This window comes from Lacticaseibacillus suibinensis (genome assembly GCF_003946175.1).
GTDB classification, from domain to species: domain Bacteria; phylum Bacillota; class Bacilli; order Lactobacillales; family Lactobacillaceae; genus Lacticaseibacillus; species Lacticaseibacillus suibinensis.
In genome coordinates this window covers 148,391-172,053 of sequence record NZ_RHOK01000003.1, presented here as the reverse complement: position 1 = coordinate 172,053, position 23,663 = coordinate 148,391, and the positions used below count along the sequence as shown (strand labels likewise).

At 54.2% G+C, this 23,663-nt stretch carries 21 protein-coding genes and 1 riboswitch; of the genes, 3 read left to right on the top strand and 18 right to left on the bottom strand.

Features of this window, described 5'->3' with window-relative positions; translation table 11 throughout:
• Positions 1–433: 433 nt before the first annotated feature.
• The 13 genes from lysS to pth all read right to left on the bottom strand — a co-directional run bounded on the left by lysS (position 434) and on the right by pth (position 16,350).
• Positions 434–1,921, bottom strand: coding sequence for a lysine--tRNA ligase (lysS, locus tag EKM90_RS02695; RefSeq protein ID WP_125579515.1), 1,488 nt, complete (start codon positions 1,919–1,921; stop codon positions 434–436).
• Positions 1,922–1,985: 64 nt separating this feature from the next.
• On the bottom strand, positions 1,986–3,002 hold the full coding sequence (dusB, locus tag EKM90_RS02690; RefSeq protein ID WP_125579514.1) for a tRNA dihydrouridine synthase DusB: 1,017 nt from the start codon (positions 3,000–3,002) through the stop codon (positions 1,986–1,988).
• Positions 2,992–3,891: an Hsp33 family molecular chaperone HslO gene (gene hslO / locus EKM90_RS02685; protein ID WP_125579513.1), complete on the bottom strand. Its 900-nt coding sequence runs from the start codon at positions 3,889–3,891 to the stop codon at positions 2,992–2,994. The genes dusB and hslO overlap by 11 nt, the downstream gene beginning before the upstream one ends.
• A gap of 175 nt (positions 3,892–4,066) precedes the next feature.
• Positions 4,067–4,618 carry a hypothetical protein gene (locus EKM90_RS02680; RefSeq protein ID WP_125579512.1) on the bottom strand — a complete coding sequence of 184 codons (552 nt, stop codon included), beginning with the start codon at positions 4,616–4,618 and terminating at the stop codon, positions 4,067–4,069.
• Positions 4,619–4,769: 151 nt separating this feature from the next.
• A complete protein-coding gene (gene ftsH / locus EKM90_RS02675; RefSeq protein WP_125579511.1) occupies positions 4,770–7,049 on the bottom strand; it encodes an ATP-dependent zinc metalloprotease FtsH in 2,280 nt (759 codons plus the stop codon).
• A gap of 74 nt (positions 7,050–7,123) precedes the next feature.
• The gene (gene hpt / locus EKM90_RS02670) at positions 7,124–7,663 is read right to left on the bottom strand and encodes a hypoxanthine phosphoribosyltransferase (RefSeq protein ID WP_125579510.1); all 540 of its coding nucleotides are present in this window, start codon (positions 7,661–7,663) and stop codon (positions 7,124–7,126) included.
• A 16-nt stretch (positions 7,664–7,679) separates the two neighbouring features.
• Positions 7,680–8,975: a tRNA lysidine(34) synthetase TilS gene (gene tilS / locus EKM90_RS02665; protein ID WP_164507825.1), complete on the bottom strand. Its 1,296-nt coding sequence runs from the start codon at positions 8,973–8,975 to the stop codon at positions 7,680–7,682.
• Between the two features lie 300 nt (positions 8,976–9,275).
• Positions 9,276–9,764, bottom strand: a complete 489-nt coding sequence (locus EKM90_RS02660) for a S1 domain-containing RNA-binding protein (RefSeq protein ID WP_125579508.1) — start codon at positions 9,762–9,764, stop codon at positions 9,276–9,278.
• Between the two features lie 86 nt (positions 9,765–9,850).
• Positions 9,851–10,222, bottom strand: a complete 372-nt coding sequence (locus EKM90_RS02655) for an FtsB family cell division protein (protein WP_125579507.1) — start codon at positions 10,220–10,222, stop codon at positions 9,851–9,853.
• Between the two features lie 69 nt (positions 10,223–10,291).
• Positions 10,292–10,555: an RNA-binding S4 domain-containing protein gene (locus tag EKM90_RS02650; protein ID WP_125579506.1), complete on the bottom strand. Its 264-nt coding sequence runs from the start codon at positions 10,553–10,555 to the stop codon at positions 10,292–10,294.
• 22 nt (positions 10,556–10,577) lie between these two features.
• Positions 10,578–12,152 (bottom strand): polysaccharide biosynthesis protein, encoded by a 1,575-nt coding sequence (locus EKM90_RS02645; RefSeq protein WP_125579505.1) that lies wholly within the window; start codon positions 12,150–12,152, stop codon positions 10,578–10,580.
• The gene (mfd, locus tag EKM90_RS02640) at positions 12,142–15,654 is read right to left on the bottom strand and encodes a transcription-repair coupling factor (protein ID WP_125579504.1); all 3,513 of its coding nucleotides are present in this window, start codon (positions 15,652–15,654) and stop codon (positions 12,142–12,144) included. The genes EKM90_RS02645 and mfd overlap by 11 nt, the downstream gene beginning before the upstream one ends.
• Positions 15,655–15,792: 138 nt before the next feature.
• Positions 15,793–16,350 carry an aminoacyl-tRNA hydrolase gene (gene pth, locus EKM90_RS02635; protein ID WP_125579503.1) on the bottom strand — a complete coding sequence of 186 codons (558 nt, stop codon included), beginning with the start codon at positions 16,348–16,350 and terminating at the stop codon, positions 15,793–15,795.
• Positions 16,351–16,675: 325 nt separating this feature from the next.
• Here pth and EKM90_RS02630 point away from each other — a divergent pair, with 325 nt between their 5' ends.
• Complete coding sequence (locus EKM90_RS02630) at positions 16,676–17,653, top strand: L-lactate dehydrogenase (RefSeq protein WP_125579502.1); 978 nt, start codon at positions 16,676–16,678, stop codon at positions 17,651–17,653.
• Positions 17,654–17,801: 148 nt separating this feature from the next.
• Positions 17,802–18,467: a cyclic di-AMP binding protein CbpA gene (cbpA, locus tag EKM90_RS02625; protein ID WP_125579501.1), complete on the top strand. Its 666-nt coding sequence runs from the start codon at positions 17,802–17,804 to the stop codon at positions 18,465–18,467.
• 54 nt (positions 18,468–18,521) lie between these two features.
• On the opposite strand, the gene EKM90_RS02620 is transcribed toward cbpA, so the two are convergent.
• The gene (locus tag EKM90_RS02620; protein WP_125579500.1) at positions 18,522–19,025 is read right to left on the bottom strand and encodes a QueT transporter family protein; all 504 of its coding nucleotides are present in this window, start codon (positions 19,023–19,025) and stop codon (positions 18,522–18,524) included.
• A gap of 7 nt (positions 19,026–19,032) precedes the next feature.
• Positions 19,033–19,078: riboswitch (PreQ1 riboswitch) on the bottom strand.
• 142 nt (positions 19,079–19,220) lie between these two features.
• Here EKM90_RS02620 and EKM90_RS02615 point away from each other — a divergent pair.
• On the top strand, positions 19,221–21,146 hold the full coding sequence (locus EKM90_RS02615) for a DUF3800 domain-containing protein (RefSeq protein ID WP_125579499.1): 1,926 nt from the start codon (positions 19,221–19,223) through the stop codon (positions 21,144–21,146).
• A 98-nt stretch (positions 21,147–21,244) separates the two neighbouring features.
• On the opposite strand, the gene EKM90_RS02610 is transcribed toward EKM90_RS02615, so the two are convergent.
• The 4 genes from EKM90_RS02610 to acpS form a co-directional block, all read right to left on the bottom strand.
• Positions 21,245–21,598, bottom strand: a complete 354-nt coding sequence (locus EKM90_RS02610) for a type II toxin-antitoxin system PemK/MazF family toxin (protein WP_125579498.1) — start codon at positions 21,596–21,598, stop codon at positions 21,245–21,247.
• Between the two features lie 11 nt (positions 21,599–21,609).
• Entirely contained in the window at positions 21,610–21,852 is a 243-nt protein-coding gene (locus EKM90_RS02605; protein WP_125579497.1) for an antitoxin, read from the bottom strand.
• A gap of 86 nt (positions 21,853–21,938) precedes the next feature.
• Positions 21,939–23,072, bottom strand: coding sequence for an alanine racemase (alr, locus tag EKM90_RS02600; RefSeq protein WP_125579523.1), 1,134 nt, complete (start codon positions 23,070–23,072; stop codon positions 21,939–21,941).
• Positions 23,073–23,074: 2 nt separating this feature from the next.
• Positions 23,075–23,431, bottom strand: a complete 357-nt coding sequence (gene acpS, locus EKM90_RS02595) for a holo-ACP synthase (protein WP_125579496.1) — start codon at positions 23,429–23,431, stop codon at positions 23,075–23,077.
• Positions 23,432–23,663 lie beyond the last annotated feature (232 nt).

Here is a 23,663-nt window from a genome sequence, read left to right as displayed (position 1 = left end):
AACTCTCATATAATGAGTTATTTGAATAGCTCGATTTGTTGTTTGCGAATTGACTTCGCTCATGTTTAATTCTCTTCGATTTACATCGAAAAGCCCTATCACATTTACGAAACTTTGTTCAGTTTTCAAAGGACTACCTTGTCCAAAAGGCAACTATGAAATCTTACCACCACGCTTGAAAGCCGTCAACTGAAAATTATCAGTGACATGGCTTAAAACCCGCCGTGGTTGCCTTGACAACGGTATTTATCATATCAGCAGAACCGCAGAGCGTCAACAAAATTTTCAACCTTTTGTAGTTTCCGAACGAGCATTAAAAGCATCAAATTTTCGTTTGCCTTTTATGCGAATTAGGCCACTTTTTACGCTATGACCCGCACCCAATGTTCAGGCAACAAAAAAGGCCTCCCCACAAGGAGACCTACTTTGGTGATTATGGCCGCATGGTTGGGAACAAAAGCACATCGCGGATGGATGCGGCATCGGTCAAGAGCATGACCAACCGATCAATCCCGATACCCAAGCCTCCAGTTGGTGGCATGCCGTATTCCAGGGCTTCAACATAATCATTGTCAATGGGCTGAGCTTCGTCGTTACCACTGGCTTTTTCGGCCGCTTGGGCCTCAAACCGAGCTTTTTGATCGATGGGATCATTCAGTTCAGTAAAGGCGTTGCCATATTCATTGCCATGCATAAAGAGTTCAAAGCGATCAACGAAGCGCGGATCCTTTTGACTCTTCTTGGCCAGCGGCGACACTTCGATTGGATGACCATAAACAAACGTCGGCTGGGTCAAAGTTGGTTCCACGAATTCTTCGAAGAACGCATTAATGATATGGCCCGTCTTCCAGAAGGCTTCATAGTGCACGCCTTTTTCGTCGGCCAGCTGCTTGGCGGCCTCATCGGTCATTGGCGCCCAGAAATCGATGCCGGTTTCCGCCTTAATGGCGTCCACCATGTGCACCCGCTTAAATGGCGCATCCAAATCAATCGCTTGACCTTGATAGGAAATAGCACCGGTGCCTAAGACCTTGTGGGCCACAAAGCGGAATAAGCCTTCTGTTTCGTTCATGACATCGCTCAGGTCCCAGTAGGCGGCATACGTTTCCAATTCGGTAAATTCCGGGTTGTGCTTGGTGTCTAAGCCTTCGTTCCGGAACACCCGGCCAATTTCATAGACGCGTTCCATCCCGCCCACGATCAGCCGCTTCAGGTGCAACTCCAGGGCAATGCGCAGGAACAAATCAATGTCCAAGGCATTGTGGTGCGTGATAAATGGCCGGGCATTCGCGCCACCGGCAGAAGTATGCAGTACTGGCGTTTCAACTTCAAGAAAGCCCAAATTGTCCAGGTACTCGCGCACGGCACTGACGATTTTGCTCCGCTTAACGAAGCGGTCGAAACTATCTGGATTGGCAATGAGGTCCAGATAGCGCTGGCGGTAAATCTGTTCCACATTCGTCAAACCGTGATACTTATCTGGCAAGGGCCGCAGCGCCTTGCTCAGGAATGTCAGGTGCGTAGCGCGCACGGTCAATTCACCGGCATCAGTTTTCATCATGTCGCCGGCCACACCGATGAAGTCACCTAAATCGGCTTTTTTAAAGATCTTGTAGTTTTCTTCGCCCACAACATCACGGCGCGCGTAGATTTGAATGCGACCCGAGCGATCGCGGAGATCCGCAAAGCCGACCTTGCCTTTGCCGCGTTTAGCCATCATCCGACCGGCAATGACAACTTCGACGGGGTGAGCCGCCAAGTCATCCTTGTCAGTAGTGTCATAAGCGTCATGCAACTGCTGGGTTAAATGGGTGCGGTCAAAGCGGTGGCCAAATGGATCGATGCCATCTGCCTTGAGGGCCTCCATCTTTTGGCGCCGCGCGATCATCTGATCGTTTAATTCATTTTGTTCCTTAGCCAACGTTATTCCTCCGTTTCATGTCCACTAGCCATTTTGCCAATCTCATGGGAAAAAAGCAACCGCGTTACCCGGCGGCTTTGGCTTTTTGGCGGGCTTCGGTTTCCTCGACGAAGCGGTCAAAAATATCGTCGACTTCCTGTTCAGTGTCCACGCTCATTGCCGCTGCCTTGGTGCGGGCGGCGCGGGGAATGCCTTTCAGATAATAAGCCGCTTGACTGCGGAACTCCCGTACGGCCTGGCCTTCGCCTTTCAAATCGACCAACCGATGGAGCTGAAGCTTGGCCGTGGAGATTTTCTCCCGCGGACTTGGCTCTGGCAGCAGTTCGCCAGTGCGCAGATAAGTCTCGACGCCTTTGAGCATCCAAGGATTGCCCAGCGCCGCGCGGCCGATCATCACTGCATCGGCGCCGACTTCTTCCAGCATCCGCTTAGCGTCTTCAGGCGTGCGCACATCCCCGTTGCCCATGAATGGAATGTGCAGCTGCTCCTTGACCGTTTTCAAAATGTTCCAGTCGGCATGACCCGTATAGAGCTGTTTGCGAGTGCGGCCGTGCATGGCCAGGGCAGACGCGCCGGCGCGCTCGGCTGCCAAAGCGTTTTCCACCGCGTAAATATGGTCAGCATCCCAGCCGGTCCGCATTTTCACAGTCACCGGTTTGTGGACAGCATCCACCACCGCGGCCACCATTTCGTAGACTTTGTTCGGATCCAGCAACCAATGCGCGCCAGCATCGGTTTTGGTCACTTTCGGCACTGGGCAGCCCATGTTGATGTCGATAATATCGGCTTCGGTGTTTTGGTCGATAAATTTGGCCGCATTGACCAGGGTTTCCTTGGTGCCACCGAAAATCTGAATGGAAATAGGATGCTCGCGGGGATCCACGAACAGCATGCTCAAGGTCTTCTTATTGTGATACATGATACCCCGGTCGGAGATCATTTCACACACCACCAACCCGGCGCCAAATTCCTTGGCGGTCACGCGAAAGGCGGCATTGGTGATGCCGGCCATCGGCGCCACCACAACGCGATTAGGAATCCTCACGTTACCGATTTGCCATTCTAAGGGCTTAGTTGTCATTCTTCTCATCCTTTGCTTTCAGCATTGCCTTTAACTCGTCTTCTGAATACTGATACTTCGCACCGCAAAATTTGCAGACGGCCTCCGCGCCATGATCTTCTTCAATCATGGCTTTGAGGTCCCGCCGCGGCGTGGTGGCGATGATTGCGCCAAAATGGGCCTTGCTGCAGGTGCAAGCAAACGCCACTGGCTTGGCCGCCACTTGTTTCACCGGAATATCGCCCATCGCGCGCTGCGCAATTTGCAGCGGCGTCAGCCCTTGCCGCAACATCTCTGAGGTCAGTGGCAGGGTTTTGACACTGGTTTCCACTGCGGCCAGCTCAGCGTCTTTGGCGCCAGGCAGCGCCTGGATCATGAAGCCACCCGCGACTTGAATGGAATTGTCGGCATTGACAAACACCGACAGCCCCACTGCCGCCGGGATTTGCTCGGACTGGGCCAGATAATAGGTGAAGTCTTCCCCGAGTTCGCCCGAAACCAGCGGCACTTGGCCAGTAAACGGCTCGCCGAGGCCGAGATCTTTGGTCACCGCCAGCAGCCCTTGATGGCCCACCGCGCGGCCGACGTCAATTTTGCCGACGACATTAAGCGGCAAAGTGACATGCGGATGCTCAATGTAACCGCGCACCGTGCCATGACTGGTGCCATCCACCACCATGCCGCCGACCGGGCCGTCGCCTTTCAGCCGCACCGTTAGCAAATCGCGGTCATCTTTCAGACCCGCCGCAGAGAGCAAAAGTGTCGCCACCAAGGTCCGTCCTAATGCCGCCGAAGCCGCGCTCCAGGTATCATGACGACGCTGGGCTTCTGCCACCACGCCGCTTGCATCGACGGCGAAGACGCGAAACGCCCCGTCTTTTGAAACTGCTGTGATCAATTGATCTGCCATTTTCAGCTCTCTCCTTTGCCTCATAAACGCAAGTATCATACCAGAAAGTCTGCGCTGATGCCACCCGGTGCCAACGGATCAGCGCTGGCACTGACAGCGCCGCCAGCAATTCGGCAAGCCTTTTTCATCATTTGCAGAAACAAAAAAGCGCTCCGCAGAACGCCTTTAATCAACACTAATTCAAAATCAGGGCAAACAGACAACTGAGCATGAAAAAGCCCTGCGCCGCAATCAAGTACTTGGCCGTGCCCATCAGTTGGGCGACATAGCGGCCGTCAACGTGAAGTCCCAGCGCTTGATAGTCCTCGGCGCGCCGGTGCTTGAGATTGGCAGTCGCCATCAGCTGCCGCCGTTCAAAATTGCGCCACGCCAGCGTGGCCCAAATGCCCAGAGCTAAAGCAATCAACCATATGTACCAACTATAATAAGTGCCATTCCAACCACTGGCCTCGGCGATAAACGCCCCACACCCGGCGGCAGCGAACAAGCCAGTGAGCCCGAGCACGCGCAGCCAGCGACTAAGGCTTGGCAAATACTGCGGCTCTTGGCCACTCAGCGCGGTCATCACTTTCATCCGCTGCACCCAGCGGGCCGTCAGGGTTGCCTTTGCCTCAGCAGTCGGCCGGCTTTTCAGTAGGTCATGGCGGACAAAGCCATAAATCAATAGCGCCAAAAGCCCTAGCGCATCCGCCCCATAAATCATCACACTGGCATAATCTTCAAACATCCTCGTCACGCTCCCTCTCTGTTTCAACTTTTCAAGCATAGCGATGACCCTTGGGCAGGCCGTGGTGATTGTGTGTGAATCTTGCGGCAAGGACGTGAAGTTTTTGTGAAAGACAAAAAAACAGCCCTCACTAGGAAGGCTGCTTTGGGCATTACGCCGACGGATCGTCGTCATGCTTTTGATCATCTGCTGGCTTGTCCGCCTCATCCTTGGACGACGTTGGCTTAGCCGGTGTTTCTGGTGTTTCTGGTGTTTCTGGTGTTTCTGGTGTTTCTGGTGTTTCTGGTGTTTCTGGTGTTTCTGGTGTTTCTGGTGTTTCTGGTGTTTCTGGTGTTTCAGAGGTTTCTGAAGGCTCCGCATCAGGCTTGGTGCCTTCAGCGCTATCAGCAGCATCCGCTTGATCATCAGTGGTCTGATCAGCAGCTGGCTTGCCTTCTTCAGCCTGCTTTTCCTTATCCTTTTGTTCTAAGGCTTTCTTGGCTTCTTCGAAGGTCGCCGCCTTTTCACTTGGGAATTCAGGTTCCGTTTCTGGCATCTTGCCATCACGGAAGAGGCTGAGGATTTGCTTTTCATCCAAGGTCTCGTACTTCAGCAAGGCTTCAGCAATCAGCTTGTGCTGTTCACGGTGGGCTTCAATGATGTCATGCGCCTGTTGATGCGCTTCGGCAATAATGCGCCGGACTTCATCATCAATGGCCTTAGCCGTCGCCTGGGAGTAAGCCGGCATTTGACCGTAGCTACCGCCGACAAATGGCTGGCCACCTTCAGATTCAAGGGTCACTGTGCCTAACTTGTCGGACATCCCATAGCTAGTCACCATGCTGCGCGCCAGCTGGGTGGCTTGCTCGAAGTCGTTGGAAGCCCCAGTGGATTCAGTGCCAAAGACAATTTCTTCGGCGGTCCGACCACCCATCAGGCCAGCAATTTGTTCGGTAAGATCTTTCTTGGAAAGCAAGAACTGATCTTCCTTCGGCAACGTAATGGCATAACCGCCGGCGCGGCCCCGAGGAATAATCGTCACTTTCCGCACGACCCGCGAGTCAGACAGCACCAAACCGATAATCGCGTGCCCAGCTTCGTGGTAAGCCACCATGCTACGTTCACGCTTGGAGATGACGCGGTCCTTCTTGGCTGGCCCAGCAATGACGCGATCTTCCGCTTCATCAATATCGCTGGCATCGATCTTAGTTTTGCCCCGCCGCGCAGCCACCAGGGCCGCTTCGTTCAAGACATTTTCCAGATCGGCCCCAACAAAGCCTGGGGTTTCACGCGCCAATTCGCCTAGGTCAACATCAGGCGCCAGCGGCTTGTTCTTGGCGTGAACCTTAAGAATGGCTTCACGGCCCTTAACGTCTGGCCGGCCCACCAAAATCTTCCGGTCGAAACGACCTGGCCGCAGCAAGGCTGGATCCAAGACATCGGAACGGTTGGTGGCCGCCATCACGATGACGCCTTCGTTCCCGGTAAACCCATCCATTTCAACCAGCAACTGGTTCAAGGTTTGTTCACGTTCATCATGACCACCGCCCATGCCGGCGCCACGCTGGCGCCCGACCGCATCGATTTCATCGATGAAGATGATGGAAGGAGCATTCTTTTTGGCTTGATCAAAGAGATCACGCACCCGAGAAGCACCGACCCCGACGAACATTTCAACGAAGTCTGACCCGGAAATGGAGAAGAATGGCACGCCAGCTTCCCCAGCGACCGCTTTGGCCAGCAACGTTTTACCAGTACCCGGAGGACCCTCGAGCAGCACCCCGGCTGGGATGCGGGCACCGAGCTGGGAGAATTTCCGCGGATCTTTCAAGAACTCGACGACTTCGACCAGTTCTTGCTTTTCTTCTTCTTCCCCGGCGACATCGGAGAAGCGCACCTTGTTGGCTTTCTTATCGGCCTGCTTGGCCCGCGACTTGCCGAAGTTCATGACCCGACCATTGCCGCCGCCTTGTCCCGACTGGTTCATCATCATATAGAAGAACACCATGAAAATGACCAGCGGCAGCACCGTAATCAGCAGGGTGACCCACACACTCGACGAGGATTCTTCCATCGTATCGACAGTGACTTTATTCTTCGTCGCTGCGGATTCGATGGTCTTCATGTAAGTGTTGTTCGTCGGCACGTAAGACGAGAACTTCGTCGTGGCCGGTGAAGACTGCGTCATCAGGCCGACATTGGCCGAGCTGTTGGTGACTTTTTTGGCCTTCCGGTATTCCCCAGAGACCTTATAAACGCCGCCAGATGGTTGAATCTTGAAAGACTTGATTTCGTCTTTCTTCAACTGTGAGATGAACTGACTGGAGCTCAACTCTTGCGTTTGGGTGCCGCTATTACCACGCAAATACCATGCAAAGCCTGCGACCAAGGCCACAAACAAAATCACATAGGTCAGCGTGTTGCCGAACAGCCCGTTTTGTTTTTTATTCATGCATAACCTCCAGCAACATTAGATGAAACATTTCCCTTATATCTTAATCATACACCATGAGTCAGACCTTTTGCCTATTCTTGATACACCGCCGGCTTCAAAACGCCGATGTAAGGCAAATTGCGATATTTCTCGGCATAATCAAGGCCATAGCCGACCACGAATTCATTAGGGACCTGGGTGCCGACATAATCGGCCTTCACGGTTTTGATCCGACGCTCAGGCTTGTCCATCAAGGTGCAGATCTTGATGGACGCGGCATTGCGGGTTTGGAACATTTTGATCAGATAGCTCAACGTCCGGCCAGTATCCACAATGTCCTCGACAATGAGCAAGTCGCGCCCGGCCACACTGGTATCGAGATCCTTGAGCACCTTCACTTCGCCGCTGGACTCGGTTTCGTCGCCATAGCTGGACACATCCATAAAGTCGATTTCGACATAGTCATCGATTTTGCGGACGAGATCCGTCATGAACATGATCGCGCCTTTCAAAATACAGATGACCAATGGATTTTTGCCAGCGTAATCGCGGTTGATTTGTTCAGCCAGCCGCGAGGTAATCGCATCGATATCGTCCTTGCTGTACAGGACTTTTAGTATGTCGTCGTTCATGACCTGCTCCCCTATTTCATTCGATTTGAAGTGCCAATACTGTTTGCAGTATATCAGTTTGTGACCCTTGAAACAATTGACCGCGATCAATTCCCTCAACCCAATAAACACGGTGGTTTCGGGCGGCCACCAAGGCCGTTTGGCGCTGACTTTGCGGCATTTTTTGGTTGATAAAATAACGCCGCAATAGCTGATGCTGACCATTGGCCAATTTCAGCTCATCCCCAGCTTGTCTGGTGCGAATCAACACCGGCCCCGCTGGTAAAGCGGCCAACGCTTGAGCGTGAGCAGGGAGCTCAGCAAACCGGCCTAACTTCAATGATCCCACTTGGTACCACTGCTCAGCCGTCTCAAGCAGAACGGCCTGCGGCGTCGGCTCAGTCGTCACTCGCCGCAACTCATGATACGCCGCTTCCAGTTGCAAGCCTTGGCCATAGTCAAAGCGGCGACTACCATCGGCGGCAAGTGCCGCCAGCACTTGCCGCGCGACTCGTGGGGTTAACACCATGTGCCATCGAGCCAGCGCTGCCTCAAGCACAATAGCTTGCACCGCTTGGGTCTCAGTGAGAAACAGGCGCCAGTCAACGGTGTCGCCAGGCGCCGGCAGCATGCTGGCCACCTGGCGCTGCGCCAACGTTTCGGTGGCTGCCAGGGCTTGGGTCATCCGAGTCGTATGCGCCACCAGGCTAGGGTTGACCTGTTTCAAAATCGGCGTCACTTGCTGCCTGATCAAGTTGCGACTGTACTGCAAATCTTGATTACTGGCATCTTCGGCGTAAGCAATGCCGTGATGCTGCGCATAGCGCAACAATTCAGCTTTAGGGACGGTCAATAATGGCCGCACCACCCGCAACCGGCCCCGCCAGCTATCAGGCTTGATCCCCACCAGTGCCGGCAAATGGCCGGTGCGGGCGAGGCGGAACAGCACGGTTTCGACTTGGTCATCCCCGTGATGTGCCGTCATCAGGACCTGCGCCCCAACGTTCTGGGCGACTTGGGTCAAAAAAGCGTAACGTGCTTGCCGCGCCGCCGCTTCCAAGCCGCTTTGCGGATGCTGAGCCGCCGGCCAGGTGCCCGCTTGAAACGGCAGGTGCAGCGCCGCGGCAGTGGTGGCCACCAACTTCTGTTCTTGGGCGCTTTCCGGCCGCAATTGATGGTCAAACTGGGCCACGGTGAGCTGTAAGGCGTGCGCTTGCAACGGCGCTAGAAGGTGCATGAGCACCATGGAGTCAACCCCACCAGACACTGCGACCACGACTTTGGTGCCCGCCGGCAACGCAAATGGAGCCAAATAGCGTTCAATTGTGTCCATCATGGCCTCCTTCGCGTGCCATTTACACTACCATACCAAGACTGGCAAAAACGTCCTACTAAAGTCGGATTCTGACACCTTGTCGCATGAACTAAAAAAGAACTTGTGATTGAGACATAATTTGAGATAAAGATGGGCGCACGACTATTCCGGAACAGTACGAGCCAAAATGCAACGCCCTAGCCGTATAAGTCAAAGGGCCTGCAAAACCTAAGTTCAGGTTTTACAGGCCCTTTGGCTTATACTCTGGGCTAAAACCGCATTTTGTCTCAGCCCCAAGTTCCAACTGCGGCAACGGGCTTAGCTACGGCGCCCGCCGCGACCGCCGCGCTTGCCTTCGGTATTCCGCCGCAGGCTACTCAGCCGATCTTCGCTTTCCTTGAGAAAGCCTGACATCATGGAGTCAAAGTCATCCTTCGGCGCATCTTTGCCTGGGCGACTTGGCCGTGCGCCTCGCGGAGCATACGCTGGTCGACCGCCGTTATGCACTGGCCGGCCGGCGTCATGGTGCGTCTCATGAGGCCGATGTTCGGTGTGGGCATGGCCAACACCTTCGTTTTCAACCGCGCGGCGAATGGACAGGCCAATTTTGCCTTCCTTGATCGACATCACCTTGACGGTGACCGTGTCGCCGACACTGAGCACATCATGAATATCCTTGACGTAAGCATCAGAGACTTCACTGATATGCACCAAACCGGTCTTGCCTTCGCCTAAATCGATGAAGGCCCCGAAATTCGTGATGCCTGTAACCTTACCCGCAACCTTTTCGCCAACTTCAACTGCCATATAAAAAGATGTCCTCCTGATTGAATTGTGCCTCTAAGTATACCACGCAAAAACCGGCACGCAACAGCAGCCGCTCGGTTTAGCGGCTATTTCTGCGTGTCGGTTTGCGTTGTCGGCAAGGAGAAGACCACTTCGCCTTTTTTCGACATCAAATAACGTTCCCGAATCAGTTTGGCGAGGTAATCCTCGTTGTTCAACTGATCGATTTTCACTTTTAAGTTTGCCGTTTCGGTTTTCTTCTGCTTCAGCGTTGCCTTCGCCGTCGACAGTGTCTGCGAACGCGTTTCAATCGCGTTATGCGTTGACACCAGTTGATAGCTCCCAAAGCCGCAGACCAACAGGAGCGCCGCCAACATCAACCCCAAGCGGCGCTTATGCACCCGGAGCGTACTGACTGATTTGGCTGGCGCTGCGGGTTTAGTTGACTGGGGATGAAGCGGCCTGATTTTTTGCTGCATCGAAAGACCCACCTTGCTTGTCTAGTTACTGCCAGTATAGCAAAGTATTCGCTGCCACCGTGTTACAGTTTAATAACTTTCCTTGTAGGTTTCGCTGACCACCGTGTACATATCGCCGGCCGCTTCTTTTTTGGTGATTTCATTCAGGCCTTGGACCTTCACCGTCAAGGTTTTATTGCCAAACACAATGGTCAATTCGTCCCCCAGGGCGACATCACTGCTAGATTTGGCGACTTTGCCGTTAATGGAAATCCGGCCTTTATCGGCGATTTCTTTGGCGACCGTCCGCCGCTTAATAATTCGAGATACTTTCAAATATTTATCTAAACGCATAACAATAATCCTTTCTATCGACCTAACTGTGCTGGGTAAGTTTGCGCCAGGCTTTCATGAAGCGCCGGCCAAATGGAATCGTGAGTACTTCCCGTACGGTATACAGCTTAACCCAACTAGCCAAAACCACAAACAGCAACACCCCTAAGCTGATCGTCACCACCAGTAAAATTAAGGCATCCCCGCGGGTAGCAAAAGGCATGTGGGTGGCCACCACATGGACCACCACGCTCATCACCCCGACCACAAAACATAACCGGAGATTAAACGCCCGCGGATCAAACCCACGCAGCACCGCCGGCAGTGCAAAATGCAGCACCACGAAAATCACAGTGAGGCTAAGCACCGTACTAAAGGCGGCGCCTAAGGTTCCATGCCGGAAGGTGAACCATTCCGTGCTGATCAACTTGACCAAAAAACCGGCCCCCAAAGCATACGCCGTCACCCGCAAATGATTGAGGCTTTGTAAAATCGCATTGTCAGCATTAATCAATGCCACCAGCACAATGCTCAGCGCATACATTCGCAGCGCTGGCGTTTCCGCCGTGCTCCCAAACAGCAGCCGGTTCACCGCTGGCATCAAGGCAATCAGCCCAGCCGCGGCGGCTAGTGAAAGGCCAAAGTTAAAGTGCACCAGCTGCCGCGCTGTGCGGCGAAAGGCAGTGCGCCGGTCCTGGGCCACCGCCCGCGTCAACGCCGGCAGCAGTGACGCCGAAAACGAAGTGGCCACCACCAGACCGAGTTGCACCAGCGGTTGGCCGCGGTCATACACCCCTTTTAAGGCTTTGGCCGCCGCTGGGGTCACACCGCTAGCCACCAAGCCGCGAGTCACGGTAAAAGAATCCACCAACTGCAGCAAAATCAGCATCGCAGCAAACAGCGTGATCGCCCCGCCTTCCCGGACAAACCGGGTCATCAGCTGAGCATATTGGTCAAAGCCGCTGAACGCAAAACGCCGCTTGCGAAAGACGCGGTGATAGGCCGGCCACACCACGAGCAGCGCGCCGAGCCCGCCGAAAAAGGCGCCGCTCATCGCCCAGGTGCCCATTTTGTAGACATCCCAGCCGCCTTGCACGGCAAACCAAGCGGCGAGCAAAATCACCGCCACGCGAATCACTTGCTCTACCACTTGACTGACGGCGGTTTTCGTCATATCAAAAGTGCCTTGGAAATAGCCGCGCGCCGTGGACAACAGCGGCATGGTCAAAAACATCAACCCGACGCTTTGAATCAGCGGCGTGAGGCCAGGGTCAGCCATCAACTTGGCAATCAAGCCTGCGCCAAGCTCTAACGCGCCAAACATCCCCAGCCCCAGCCAAGTCATGATGACCCGCGCGCGGTGGATGACCGCGGCTTTGGCTTCAAAATCCGGGGCTTCAGCCACCAGCTTGGACACAAACACCGGAAACCCTGATAACGCAAAGGTCATACCGATGCCATACAACGGGTAAACTTGCTGATACACGTAAAACCCGGTATCGCCAACCAGGTTCTGGAACGGCACCCGGTACACGGCACTGAGAATTTTGGCAATTAACGCCCCTAAACTCAGCACCCAGGCGCCGCGCATGGCATGTTTGAATTGATTATTCTCCATCGCCTGCCTCCTGTTGTCTGGCCAGTGCCTTTAAAAAGGCGGTGAGTTCCGCCAGCCAGGCCGCTGGCGCCATGGTTTTAGGAATCTGTAAGCTAACCGTCAGCAGCTCGTCGTTGGCCACTTGGGCCTTGAGCTTAGTGTGGGCCAAGGCACTGAACAGCTTTTCGCCGCTGACCTGCCCACTGGCTTTAGCCGTGAACTGAATCAGCAGATGCTGCTCGTTGCGGGTAATCTTCGCCACTTGGGCCTGATCGGCAAAACGCTTAAGATGCGCAATCGCCAGCAGGTTCGCCACCGCCTCAGGATAATCGCCAAAGCGGTCAATCAAATCACCTTGCAGCTCGGCTTCCTGCTCATCCGTCGCCGACTCGCGCACCCGCTTGTACAGCTCAATCTTCTGCGCCGGATCAGCCACGTAGCTATCCGGCAGGTAAGCTTCCAAGTCCAGATCAATTTCAGCATCGACCACGGCCCGCCGCTTTTTGCCTTGCTTCGCCGCCACCGCATCGCCCAGCATCTGGGTGTACAGATCATACCCAACGGCATCAATGAAGCCGTGCTGCTGGCTGCCCAGCAAATTGCCGGCGCCGCGAATCGACAAATCGCGCATCGCAATTTTGAACCCTGAGCCCAGCGCGGTGAAGTCCTTGATCGCCGCAAGCCGTTTCTCGGCTTCTTCGGATAAGACGCGATTTTGCTTGTACATAAAGTACGCATACGCCACCCGGCTGGACCGGCCAATCCGCCCCCGCAACTGGTACAGCTGCGACAAGCCATAGCGGTCAGCATCTTCAATGATCAAGGTGTTGACATTCGGCATGTCCACGCCAGTTTCGATAATGGTGGTGGTGACCAGCACATCAAAGTTGCCGTGGACAAAATCGTAAATGACATTTTCTAGCTGGGTTTCGGACATTTGACCATGGGCATACCCCACCGTGGCGCTGGGCACCAAGGCTTCCACTTCCGCGACGGTGCGTTCGATATCTGATACCCGGTTATGCAAGTAAAAGACCTGCCCACCACGTTCCAGTTCTCGCTCAATCGCTTCGCGAATGGCCCCGGCATTTTGCTCCATGACAAAAGTCTGAATCGGATAACGGTTCGTCGGCGGCGTTTCGATCACCGACAAATCACGGACGCCAAGCATCGACATGTTCAGCGTGCGCGGAATCGGCGTGGCGGTCAGGGTCAGCACGTCGACATTCGCCTTCAGCGCCTTGAGCTTTTCCTTGTGCTTCACGCCAAAGCGCTGCTCTTCATCCACAATGAGCAGGCCAAGGTCATGGTAGTGCACGTCCTTGGACAGTAGGCGATGGGTCCCCACCACAATATCCAACTGCCCGGCGGCCAAATCCGCCAAGGTGGCTTTGATTTGGCTGTTGGTGCGAAAGCGCGACAGCATCCCGATTTTCACCGGAAAATCACTGAAGCGATCCACCATCGTGTCGTAATGCTGCTGGGCCAAAATCGTGGTCGGCACCAAAAAGGCCACCTGCTTGCCGTTTTCGACGGCTTTGAACGCCGCCCGCAGCGCCACTTCAGTTTTGCCGAAGCCGACATCCCCGACCAGCAAGCGATCCATCGGCCGCGACTTCTCCATGTCGTGCTTGATTTCCTTGCTGGCGCGCAACTGGTCTGGGGTTTCCGGATAAGGAAATTCTGCCTCAAAGGCGCGCTGCAAGTCATCATCTGGTGCAAAGGCAAAGCCCGGTTCTGCTTCGCGCTCGGCGTAGAGCTTGATTAGATCATCGGCAATATCTTCAATCTTGGCGGCCACTTTGCGCTTGGTTTTCTGCCATTCACTGCCGCCGAGTTTGTTAATGCGCGGCGTTTTGCCATCCGCCGCAACATACTTTTGGACCAGATGCAGCTGATTCACCGGAATGAAAAGCTGATCGCCTTTTTGATAGACAATGGTGATGTAGTCTTGATGGACCCCATCCACCACCAGCGTTTGCATGCCGGTGTATTGGCCAATCCCGTGGTTTACATGCACAACGTAATCGCCAGGTTTCAGCTCGGTGTAGCTGCGCAACCGTTCCGCGTTCGCCAGTGTTTGGTGGCGGGCGCGGCGTTTCACTTTGGCGTTAAAGAGCTCATGCTCGGTCACCACCACCAAGTGCGCGCTCGGCAGCTCAAAACCATTGGCCAGCGACCCTTGCACCACCTGTTGCACCTGCGGCAGCAAGTCGTTTTTGGGACTGATGACACTATCGATTTCAAAATCGCGCAGCGTCTGGTTGAGCTTATCGATTCGGGCCTGTTCCTGCACCAAATAGACCACGGTTAAATGTTGCTTGCGCCAGCGGTCGGATTCGGTTTTGAGTAGCGGCATCTGGGAGAAGAACTGCTGAATGTTGCGACTTGGCAGCGCCGTCAGAGACTTCAGGCGGACATTACCCATTCCTTTTTGGAATAAGCTCAGATACAAATGGGCGCGCCGCTGGTGATGATCCAAGGCTTGCAAGGTCACATTCGGCTGCTCACCCGCAATGCGGCCGCCTTCTGCTAGGCCCGCGTACCAGTCGACGGTTTCTTGCACCAAATTGACATCGGCATCTAACAGCCGCGTGTAATCATCAAAAACAATGATGGCATCTTTTTGCAGATAATCCACCAAGCGCACCGGCTCTGGGTAAAGCGCTGGCATGTACAAGGCAAGAGCTTCGGGCCGTTCGCCATTGGCCAGCTGCGTTGCTGTCGCCAGCAGGCCATTCGTCATGGCCTGCTTGGCTTCTTTCGTTTTGGCCTTCGCCTTGGCCTTGGTGCCCAGCGCCGTGAGCGTCGCCCCGGCGGCCTTGAGCACCTCAGGGCCAGCAATCAAATCCGTGGCTGGCGTAATCGTGACGTGATCCAGGTTTTCAATGCTGCGCTGGGTGTCCATTGCAAAGCGGCGCATGGAATCCACTGCGGTATCAAACAACTCGATGCGAATGGGATCGTCTTGGTTGAGTGGATAAACATCGATAATGCCGCCGCGAATCGCAAACTGGCCTGGCGCCGTGACCAGCTGATCGCGCTGATAACCCATTGCGACCAAAGTGGCGGCCAGCGCCTTAGGATCCACTTCCGAATCCAGGTCCAAGGTCAATGTTGCTGCCTGCCAGGTGGCTTGCGGCACCAGCAGCCGTTTCATGCCGGCCAAACTGGTGACTACTAGCCCGGGCTGGCCACTGGCGAGCCAGTTCAGGGTGTTGATGCGTTCATTCACCGTATCCGGCGAGCTGACGGCAATTTCTGCCGCCAGCACGTCTTCAACCGGAAAGGACCACACCAAATCAGGCCCCACTAAGGCAGTGAGGTCGGCAATTAATTCTTCGGCATGATACCGATTGTTTTCAACCACCATCAATTGGCGCTTGGTTTGCCGCAGCGCTGCCGCTAAGAACAACGCCTTGGCCGAACCATCGAGCCCCGTGACCAAATGGCGCCCAGCATCCAGGCCGGGCCATAGCGTTGTTAGCTCTGGCGTTTGCGCCATCATTTCAATGAGATCCATACCTACTCCTTTAAAGGCAAAACGATGCCACGCCCACAAGGCCACCATTGGCATGGTGGCCCCCTAAGCAATTATTCTGTTTGCATTATCGCACGTTCAAAGTCAGCCCGGCAACGCCGTTAAGGCTTCCTTACAAACTCAGTTGTATTTGTTCATTAATTGGGCAAAATCCAGCCCGTGGATCCAGTCATCCGCAGCGTCCTGCAGCTTGTCGATGCCGGTCAAAATCGCAATTTGGTCATCCTTGCTGAAAGGCGTCAGCACCCAATCCACGACTTTTTGCCGCTTTGGATGCTGGATGCCGATTTTGGCCCGGTAAAAGTCTTGCGTGCCTAACACGTTGATGATGGACTTGATGCCATTGTGCCCACCGGCGGAACCACGTTGACGCAGCCGCAAGCGGCCCATGGTCATATCCATATCGTCTTGGATGATCAAAATCTCATCGGCCGCAAATTGATAGAAGGCTTTGAGTTGGCCCACCGCCCGACCCGAATCATTCATAAAGGTCTGCGGCTTCACCAGCAGGACTTTCTCGCCGTCAACAAAGGTGCTGCCGGTTAAGGCATTAAACTCCTGTTTGCGAATGGTAACGTCATACTTTTCGGCTAAGGCGTCCACGGCCATAAACCCGATATTGTGCTTGGTTTTTGCATACTGACTGCCTGGATTGCCCAGGCCGACGATCATTTTCATAGTTACCTCCTGCAAGGGGCCACGAAACTTGCGACCTCCTTTTCCGGTATCCAGTATACCAGACCTGGCAAGGCGGCAACGCACTTGCGAAAATAGGGCTTTGAAAACGCTTAATCAATGATATCCAATTGCTTATGAAAACGGTTGCTTTCATTGTTTTTGGCTTGGTGAACAGTTTCACGAAACGCCGCAAGACCGGCTTTTACGGAAATGGTAAGTCAAAAGGTAACTCGGATAAATTTTCTGGAAAGGCGTGCATCCATGAGCAATTGTGTTATACTTCAAGATGAATTGTACACTGCACATATGAAAGGATGATATCACCGTGGCAAATGCTAAAAAAGATCACCAAAAAGTAATTCTTGTTGGTGACGGTGCCGTTGGTTCAAGTTACGCCTATGCAATGGTTTTGCAGGGCATCGCTCAGGAAATTGGGATCGTTGACATTTTCAAAGACAAGACGAAAGGTGACGCGATCGACTTAAGCAACGCGCTGCCATTCACCACGCCAAAGACGATTTACTCTGCTGAATACAGCGACGCTAAGGATGCTGACTTAGTTGTCATCACCGCCGGCGCCCCTCAAAAGCCTGGCGAAACCCGGCTTGACCTGGTTAACAAGAACCTGAAGATTTTGAAGTCCATCGTTGACCCAATCGTTGACTCTGGCTTTAACGGCATCTTCTTGGTTGCTGCTAACCCTGTTGATATTCTGACCTACGCTACTTGGAAGCTGTCTGGCTTCCCTAAGAACCGCGTGGTTGGTTCCGGTACTTCTCTGGATACCGCTCGTTTCCGTCAATCCATTGCTGAAATGGTCGGCGTTGACGCTCGTTCGGTCCACGCTTACATCATGGGCGAACACGGTGACACCGAATTCCCTGTTTGGTCACACGCCAACATCGGTGGGATCAAGATTTCTGAATGGGTTAAGGAACACCCAGAAATCGATGAAAGCAAGCTGGTTGACATGTTCGAAAACGTTCGTGACGCCGCTTACGAAATCATCAAGCTGAAGGGCGCGACCTTCTACGGTATCGCAACTGCCCTGGCCCGGATTTCTAAGGCCATCTTGAACGACGAAAACGCCGTATTGCCACTGTCCGTTTACATGGACGGCCAATATGGTCAGCATGACATCTTCATCGGTTCTCCTGCTGTGATCAACGCCAACGGGATCCAGAACATTCTGGAAATTCCTTTGACCGACCACGAACAAGAATCCATGGACAAGTCAGCAAGTCAACTGAAGAAGGTTATCACCGATGCGTTCGCCAAGAACGACATCGAAACCCGTCAGTAATTCGACTGATGAGCGCTGTGCTTCGGCACGGCGCTTTTTTTATGGCATCACGTCGTCTGAGTAGCACGTGTCAGCAGCGCAGGTCTGTGGTATTATGGACGAATGAGAAAGTTTTAATGTTCAAATTGGGGAGCTTGGAGGAAACATCATGGTCATCAAATCACTCATCCAGAAAAAGGACGCGTTGACGACGGTTAAGGAAACCGTCACGCTAGAAGAAGCGCTCAAGACGCTAGAAGATTCTGGATTCCGCTGCGTACCGATTGTCGACGAAAGCGGGCAGATTTTCCGCGGCAACATTTATAAAATGCACATCTATCGCCACAAATCACAAGGCGGCGATATGACGTTGCCAGTGACTTACCTGCTGAAAAACGCCACCAAAACGATTCCCATTGATGCCCCGTTCTTCAAGGTCTTCTTCAACATCAAAGACCTGCCTTACATCGCAGTGCTGGATGAAAATGCCAACTTCTATGGCATCCTGACCCACGCCCGGCTTTTGGCCATGCTGTCCGAGTCTTGGAACATTGATGTCGGCTCATACGTCTTAACCGTGATGTCCACTGGGGCCCGCGGCGACTTGGCGGCGATGAGCAAGATTTTGGCTAAATACGTGTCCATTTCCGGCTGTTTGACGCTCGATGCTAAGCAGGACGAAATCGTCCGCCGCACCCTATTCACGTTGCCAGCCGGTATTGATGAAAATACGCTTAACGAATGCGTCGCCCGCCTTGAACGCAAAGGCTTCCGAGTAGCGGAGATCGATGATTTGCAAAGCGGTCAGCCGTTGCGCATTGACGAAGAAATCTAGTGAATCTAACAGGCGCCTACCTCCTTGCCGGAAGTAGACGCCTGCTTTTTGGTTTTAATTCACATATCTGGAAAAATGCACGGTTTTATCGATCACATACATCACTGGTGCCGAAATCGCCATGATCACGAGTTCAGACAGCATCAGACTGCCATAGGTGACCCAAAATGGTAGATGTGCAGTCCAAACGAGCTCAATGGCAATTAAGAACATGCTGACTGTCATCATGACGATAGCCAAGGCCTGACGCTGCCAGACCTTTGGCAGGTGCTGACCGGCCCAAGCCACTACGGCGAGGCCCAGCAAGCTTTGACCGCCACCGAACAACACGTCCAGCCAGCCCATCGGCGAGAACAACGCATTATAGACAATCACGCCGACCACAACGCCGAACAGGTATTTCCGGTCAAAGGCCACCAGATGGTTGAGGGCTTCCGACAGCCGGAATTGAATAGCGCCACTGGCGAGATTAAACACCCCTGGGGCCCAGGATAAGACGACGTACAAGGCAACGATCAACGCATTGGTGACCAAAGCCTTGGTGGTATTTTTCTTCATACAATAATGCCTCCTAGTTTTTTAGCGTGGGATGGATTGCGAACCACGACGCTCCAGTTTCCCACGAAATAACGCGGCTGTCCACCGTCAGTCGCGCTTTTCAGAAAATTCTGTGTGCATCCCGCACGCGATGCCGTACAATAAAAGGGAGTGGTCAAACTTGACCACAATCTTCTCAAAGAAAGTAGGCATAAGATGACAGAAGCGACAGCTTACCGACTGAAGCAGATCATGACCCAAGAACATCTCAGTCTGACTCAGGCGGCCAAGCAGATCGGCATTTCACCTTCCAGCATGCGTAAAGCACTGAAAGAGACTACGATGAGTCGGCCGATCACCTTCAAGATCAACCGGTTCATCGAGGAACACCCGATCCAACAACAAAAGAACAGTTTCACGATTTTCGACTCGGCAGAAGCCGAATCCGCTCAGCAAGCCAAAGCCCCAGCCAAGCGCCAACCCGCGAAGTCCAAGGCGCAAGCCAAGCCTGAGCAGACGGAAAAGCCTGCCCCAAAGCAGGCGCGCCAACCACGAGCGGCGAAGTCAACTGCTAAGCCAGCCAAGCAGGGACGGCAACAGCAAAACGCGGCTTCCGCTGACCAAAGCAAGGAGGCAGAATCCGCAACAGCCAAGCAGACCAACAAGCAACCTCGGCGCCAGCCGCGCAGCCAAGCGCAAGCAAAACCAGCGGCTAACCGGCCAACACACCGCCAAGCGCAAAGCCAGGCGGCAACCGCCGCCACCAGCACTAAACCTGTGCGTCCGGCAACAGAAACTCAGGACAATCAAAAGCCCAACCGGCGCCGGCAGCGCAACAGCCAGCAAGCAGCCAAGCAAACGGCGCCAGTCCAGGCACAAACCAAACCCGCCACTGAACAGCCTGCAACCAAGCCTGCGGCAGCGGAAAAAGCCGAGAATAAAGCGCAACGTGAAAACAACGAGCAGCAGCATGAACGGCAACGCCGCGGCCGCCGTCCGGCTAAACTTGCCCGCAACACCACCGAACCAGTGGCCTCTCAGTCGGCTACCACGACCCCGACACCGGAACCAACCAGTCAAACCGCCGTTCAAACGATTGATCACACTGATATTCACCCTGTCCGCCAGGAAACGACCATTATGATTTACATGGACGAATCATTCGGCGGCGGGTCTGACTACCAGCGGAACATGTCGATCGGCGCGACTGTGGTTGATCCCGATGACACTCAGGCGTTGGTACCGTTCATGCAGACGCTGTATCCGTTCGGCTGGCAGCCTGGCGATGAAGTCAAGGCCCGTGGCAAAGCCCGCGACCAGCTGGAAGCGATGCTGCGCCACGCCAAAAATGCCGGCGCGCAAACCTACGCGGTGTACTCCCCGCTTTCGGATACTGGCAACTTCAGCCTGAGCTTTGGCATTTTGTACCCGTATGTCGCTGCTTTACTCCGGATTTTGGATGCCTTGCCAAGCAAGCCAACCAAAGTGCGGGTGGTCATGGACCAGCGCAGTGAAATCACCGACGAACAACTGGCCATGGCAGCGCGGATGCTGCATGCCTACGTCAAAGCCCAAACCGGCCGCGAAGTGATTTTCATGTTCCGGACCACGGATTCCAAAACCACGATTGGTGTTCAATACAGCGACTTTGTCAGTCATGCGGCGATGATTTTTGGCCCCGACCAAGTCGCCTCCACCGGGATTCACAAGTTGCCGAACATCGGCGGTCAACTCGGTGATCAGCTGCAACTCTTTGCTATGGTGGGCTTGCAGAAATACCTCTTGGACGATCGCCCAAGTCAAAACACGCAAAGCGAACCGTTTAATAACCCCGTCCTTAATGCCGCTGACCGCATGGCGCATTTAGCCGCTAAGGCGGCGGACATGGCCGAGGTGCCTGACGAAACCTTCGCCCAAACGAAGCTGGTCATCAACCAACTGCTCCAAATTGCCCCAGCCTCGGTGTCTGGTGCCATCAACAAAATGCCATTCCAGAACTGGTATGACATGATTGCGCGCACCGCCGCCATCCTGCATTACACGGATGAGACGCTACCACCATTCAAAATCGACCCCGATGCCATGCAAATCGTGACCGATGCTTTGAATAACATTGCCACGCTGCTCGCCGGCGTTCGCTAGACCGCTGCCGCCTACCGCACTTCATTGTGTGGTAGGCGGTTTTTGATTCTTCCCAAATAAAAAAATCTCGCCGCAGCGAGATGTGATGTGTTCTATGTTTAGACGACCTTCAGTCCTACCGAAATGGCGAGGGCCGTATCGACCGCTTTCATTTTTGCCGGGGTCAAAGCCGTGACCTTGTCTTGGAGGCGCTGCTTATCGATGGTGCGAATTTGCTCCAGCAAAATCACCGAATCGCGCTCGATGCCATCTTCCTCTGCCAAAAGGCCAACATGCGTGGGCATCTTGGGTTTGGCAATGCGGGAGGTGATCGCCGCCACGATCACGGTGGGACTGTAGCGATTACCCACATCGTTTTGAATGATCAAAACCGGGCGCATCCCGCCTTGCTCCGAGCCAATGACTGGCGATAGGTCGGCGAAGAAGACGTCTCCGCGTTTAACAACGACCATAGCCCCCTCCTTTACCAACTTTCGGTCAACGCTTCACTTTCGCAAACCGTGAATTCGTTGGCGATTTGCGCATTCAACGCTCCCATTTTAACATAGCCAGCGATTAAAGCGGCTAATGCAGGATCGTCATCGGTCAAAAAACGGCGCAGCGCTAGTGCTACGACGGTTTGTTCGTCGACGCCATTGCCCCGACAGTACGCGTCAAGTAACTCGGCTAATGGCTGGTCCAACTTGATTAAATCCCCTGCGTCCATTTCAAGACCCCCTGTTCTCCAATTTATTTCATCGTATCACAGGGATAAGAAAAAACAACCGCCCATTTGAGGCGGTTGCTTGCTGATTACGCGTTGAAGGGGGCGACCGACACCCGCGGCAGGCGTTCGCTTAACCCACAGGCGATTTCATAGTGAATCGTGTGGGCATAATCCGCCACATCCTGCAGCGAGATGCTGGCGGCGCCGCTTTGGCCAATCAGCACCACCGGCGTACCAGCTGGCACTTCATGCGGGAGTCTAATCATGAATTGATCCATGCAGACGCGGCCAACGATTTCGCAGGCCTGCCCGTCAACTAACACGTGAAAACCTTGCAGGCGCCGCTGCCAACCATCCGCATAGCCCAACGACACGGTGCCGATCCACTCAGGTTGGGCAGCGTGATAGGTGGCCCCGTAAGACACTGCTTCGCCGGCTTCAATCTGTTTCACAAAGCTCAACGAAGACTTCAGCGTCAACGCCGGCTCTAACGGGTACGGGGTGTCCGCAATCGCCCGGCCTGAAGGATTCAGCCCATACATGGCCACGCCATAGCGCACCAGGTTGCAGTCACACGCGGCATGCCACAGGCTCGTGGCGGAGTTGGCCACATGCACGTACTTTGGTCGCTCAGGCAACGCAGCGAGGAAAGTTTTGAAGCGCTCAACTTGCATTTTGAAGTAAGTCGGATCCGGCTCATCAGCGGTGGCAAAATGCGTAAACAACCCCTCAATATGAAAGGCCGGCTGCCCGGCAATCACACTCAGCGCTTCCTGCAGCGCTGGCAGCGTGCGAAAACCAATGCGGCCCATGCCAGTATCCAACGCCAAGTGGATGGCCAAAGGGGGCAGATTTTCCTCAGTCAGGCCCTTTTCGGCGTGTCTCAGCCAAGACGCATCCCCCACTGGCACGGCAATATGATTAGCTGCGGCAAGCGGGGCATATTCTGGCTCAATAATCCCAAGCACCAGAATCGGGAGCGTAAAGCCGGCGCGGCGCAGCGCTAGCGCCTCATCCAGGACGGCCACGCAAAAGCCGCTAGCACCGGCAGCCTGGGCAATTCGCGCCACCCGCAACAAACCATGGCCATAAGCATCGGCCTTAACCACCGCGAAAAGCGCGGTGTGATCAGGTAGCCCGGCAATGGCGTGCTGAACGTTATGGGCAATTGCTGTTTCATTGATTTCCACGCGACTAGGGCGCAGGGTTGCGGTTACCATACTCATGCTTGAGCCTCCAAAATCACTTCTGTCATCACTAAGGTGGCGGTGTGCGAAATCGACACTAGGGCCTGGCCTGGATACGGATGCTTGGTGATGACGGGTTTGCCTTTGTCATCATCGAGCGTTTCCACATCCTGCAGCTGAACCTGGCCTAAGCCAGTACCATACGCCTTGGCGTAGGATTCTTTGACCGAAAAACGCCCCGCCAAATACTCGACTGCCCGTGCGCCACTAAACTTGGCAAATTGGGCGTACTCGTTGGGGGTCAGCACCTTTTTTGCAAAGCCAGTATTCTTCTTCTGCGCGGCTTCGATCCGCGCCAGTTCGGTTAGGTCGATGCCTAAACCAGCAATCATCGCGCCCACCCTTTCTCATGTGTTGTTTTCATTATAAGCCTGAAGGGTCTTCATGTCTGGCGCATCGGGTTGAAAATTGTTCATCGTGGCATGAATTCTAAAGGTAGCGGAGGGTGGCCGCTCTTAGCCGGATGATTAGCCTAGGTAGCTGGTTTGCCACCGCTTTTTGGTGGCGGGCCAACTGCCGTAGCTAATCACTCCGGCATTGGCCAACCGCAGCGCAACTACAGGC